Raw genomic sequence first — 2955 nt, forward strand, 5'->3', positions numbered from 1 at the left:
CGCCTCGGGGCGAGGCCCACTGGTCCGGGGTCCCCACGCCGGCGTCGAAGGCGGCGGGGGCGGCGGCGGCGAAGCGAAGGAGTAGCGCAGACCAACGGTCAGCGATTGATCCTTGTACTGGCCTTCGAACGCGCCCGCATTCAGCGCCGCCGAACCCTTCGTCTGCCAAGCGTGGTCGTTGGTCGCGAAGTAGCGATAGGTGACGTCGACCTTCAGCTTGTCGGTCGCCTTGATCGAGGCGCCGGCGATGCCTTGCCAAGCGATGGCGATGTCATCGTCATCGACGGTCAGGTTCTGAATGGCCGGGTTGGTCGCGGTGATCGGGGTCGGGATGGCGTTGCTGAACTGACCCAGAGCGGAGACGTCGAGCCGGTTGATGCCGACGCCGGCGCCCACGAAGGGGTTGATCCACGAATCCGGCGCGAAGTCATACAGAACGTTGACCATCAGCGACCAGGAGTCGATCGAACCCGTCGGGCTGCCGCACTTCGGAGCGGCGGCCGAGCGGGTCACGCCCGGGGTGCAGAGGCCGGTCGGCTCGTTGACCCGGACGGGGTTGCCGCGAACGCTGGTCAGGTCGCCGGGGCGATAGCCGCCTTCGAGTTCCGCGCGCCAGTTCGGGTTGAATTGGTAGCCGAGGCGAACAAAACCAGCCCAGTCGTTATCGGCCGACCAGGTCCAGTGATAGTGAGCGCCGTCGGGTGCGTTCTGTTCCGACTCGCTGTTCACGCCTTCCGGCCAGTGGTAGCCAAGATCGACCGCGCCGTACCAGCCGGTCTCTTGGGCCGAAGCGGCGCCAGCGGCGAAGACCGCGGCCAGAGCCACTCCCGCCAGGAGTTTGAGTTTCATATCAAGAGCCCTCTATTGCCCTGCACCGGCCGAGACCGACCGAGCATTGTTATACCAAGGCGCGCGATCCGCGAAAGTGTCAGCAGAGCAACACTCGTCAGGTTTCGTCGTCCCCATAGACAAGACGACGCGAACACATGACCGCCCCACGAGATCAACTTCCGAGCGTATCGGCTGACTGTCCCGGAAAATGCGCCAGCATAGTACCGGTTCGCACGCGAATCCGCGCAGCGCAAGGCCTCCGGCGCTTTTTGAGGGGCCTGGGTGTGTAAAAACGTCGCAGATGCGCGGGATCTGGCCGGGAATGAGCAACGGGCGCCGGCTACCTCAGTCGAGGGTTCGCCGGTATCGCGACATGGCGGCGGCGGCGATCGCAACGACAAAGACGGCCAGGGCCAGAAGACTTGTCCACAGGTCTTCAAGTCCCAGCCCCTTAAGTAAAGACCCCCTCACCACGCGCAGGAAATGGGTCACCGGAATGACGCTGCCCAGCACCTGGGCCCACTGCGGCATGCCCCGGAACGGGAACATGAAGCCCGACAGCAGGATCGAGGGCATGATGTAGAAGAACGACATCTGCATCGCCTGCAGCTGGGTGCGGGCCGCCGTCGAGATCAGGAAGCCCAGCGACAGCGAGCCGATGATGAACAGCACGACCCCCAGGACCAGCGCGGCCCATCCCCCCATTCCGCCCGTGCCCATCGGCACCGCGAACAGCGCCCGCGCCAGGACCAGGATCACCACGGTCTGGATCAATCCGACCACCACATAGGGCGCCAGCTTGCCGATCATCACCTCGATGGGCCTGGCCGGCGTGGCCAGCAGGCTCTCCATGGTGCCGCGCTCGTATTCGCGGGTGACGCCCAGCGCGGTCATCATCACCAGGGTCATCGACAGGATCACGCCCAGCAGGCCCGGCACGATGTTGTAGGCGGTGATGGCCTCGGGATTGTAGCGACGGTGGATCACCACCTCGAACGGATCGCGATCGGCCCCCATGCTCGCGGCCTGGGTCGCCGCGCCGAGTTGGCCTCGGGCCAGGTCGCGGGTCAGCGCCGTGCGCGGGAGGCTGGCCAGGGCGGCGATCGCCCCGCCGGTGGCGGCGGGGTCGGAGGCGTCGGCCTCGACCAGGATCTGGGCCTGGTCGCCGCGCACCACCCGGCGGGTGAAGTCGGCGGGGATGGTCAGGGCGAACTGCACCTCGCCCCGGGCGATGGCCCGGTCGAGGTCGGCGGGCGAGCCGGCCTCCTGGACGATCTTGAAGTATCCGCTGTTGACCAGGGCCGACAGGGTCGAGCGGGCCATCGGCCCGTGGTCCTGCACCAGCACCGCGGTCGGCAGGTCGCGCGGGTCGTTGTTGATGGCGTAGCCGAACAGCATCAGCTGGACGATCGGCATGACCAGGATCATCGCATAGGTCAGCCGGTCGCGGGTGAGCTGGATGAACTCCTTGGTCAGCACCGCCAGGATGCGGTTCCAGGCCCCGCCTCCGCCTGAAGCCCTTCCCCTGCTTGAAGCCCCTCCTTTGCTTGAAGATTGGCCGCTCATTGGAAATTGTCCCGCGACGTCGCCATCAGCTGGATGAACACGTCCTCCAGGGTCGGCGACACCTCGGTCCAGGTGAACGGCGCGCGGCGGTAGGGCTTGATCGCCGCCTCGAGAGCGGCGCGGTCCTCGCCGCTGACGTGCAGGGCGGCTCCGAACGGCGCGGCCATGGCCACGCCCGGCGCCTTGGCCAGGTCGCGGCCCAGCCGGTCGGCGCCCGGCCCTTCGGCGCGGAAGGTCGTAAGGCCCGAGCCGGCGATCACCTCGGGCAGGGTCCCGCGCGCCATCAGCTTGCCGTAGGCGATGTAGGCGATGTCGTGACAGCGTTCGGCCTCGTCCATGTAGTGGGTCGAGACCATGACGGTCAGGCCTTCGGCCGACAGGGCGTGGATCTCGTCCCAGAACTCGCGCCGCGCCTGGGGATCGACCCCGGCGGTGGGCTCGTCCAGCAGCAGCAGGCGCGGTTCGTGCAGGATGCAGGCGGCCAGGGCCAGGCGCTGCTTCCAGCCGCCCGACAGGCTGCCGGCCAGTTGCCGCTGGCGGCCGGCCAGGCCCAGCCGT

The 2955-nt window shown here is 67.6% G+C and carries 3 protein-coding genes; all 3 read right to left on the reverse strand.

Annotation, left to right across the window (positions count from 1 at the left end; genetic code table 11):
- Positions 1–849 (reverse strand): outer membrane protein (locus PMI01_RS06295; RefSeq protein ID WP_007665609.1); only part of this gene is annotated, 849 nt, incomplete at its 3' end.
- Between the two features lie 327 nt (positions 850–1176).
- A complete protein-coding gene (locus PMI01_RS06300) occupies positions 1177–2397 on the reverse strand; it encodes an ABC transporter permease (protein WP_007665611.1) in 1221 nt (406 codons plus the stop codon).
- Positions 2394–2955: ATP-binding cassette domain-containing protein (locus PMI01_RS06305; protein ID WP_007665613.1), on the reverse strand; the 562-nt coding region annotated here is incomplete at its 5' end. The genes PMI01_RS06300 and PMI01_RS06305, both read right to left, overlap by 4 nt.

The sequence above is a fragment of the Caulobacter sp. AP07 genome, assembly GCF_000281955.1.
Taxonomy (GTDB): Bacteria; Pseudomonadota; Alphaproteobacteria; order Caulobacterales; family Caulobacteraceae; genus Caulobacter.

Bases quoted from the DNA above. Each gene is read 5' to 3' on its own strand.
- PMI01_RS06300 (WP_007665611.1), bottom strand. From the start codon at position 2,397: ATGAGCGGCCAATCTTCAAGCAAAGGAGGGGCTTCAAGCAGGGGAAGG.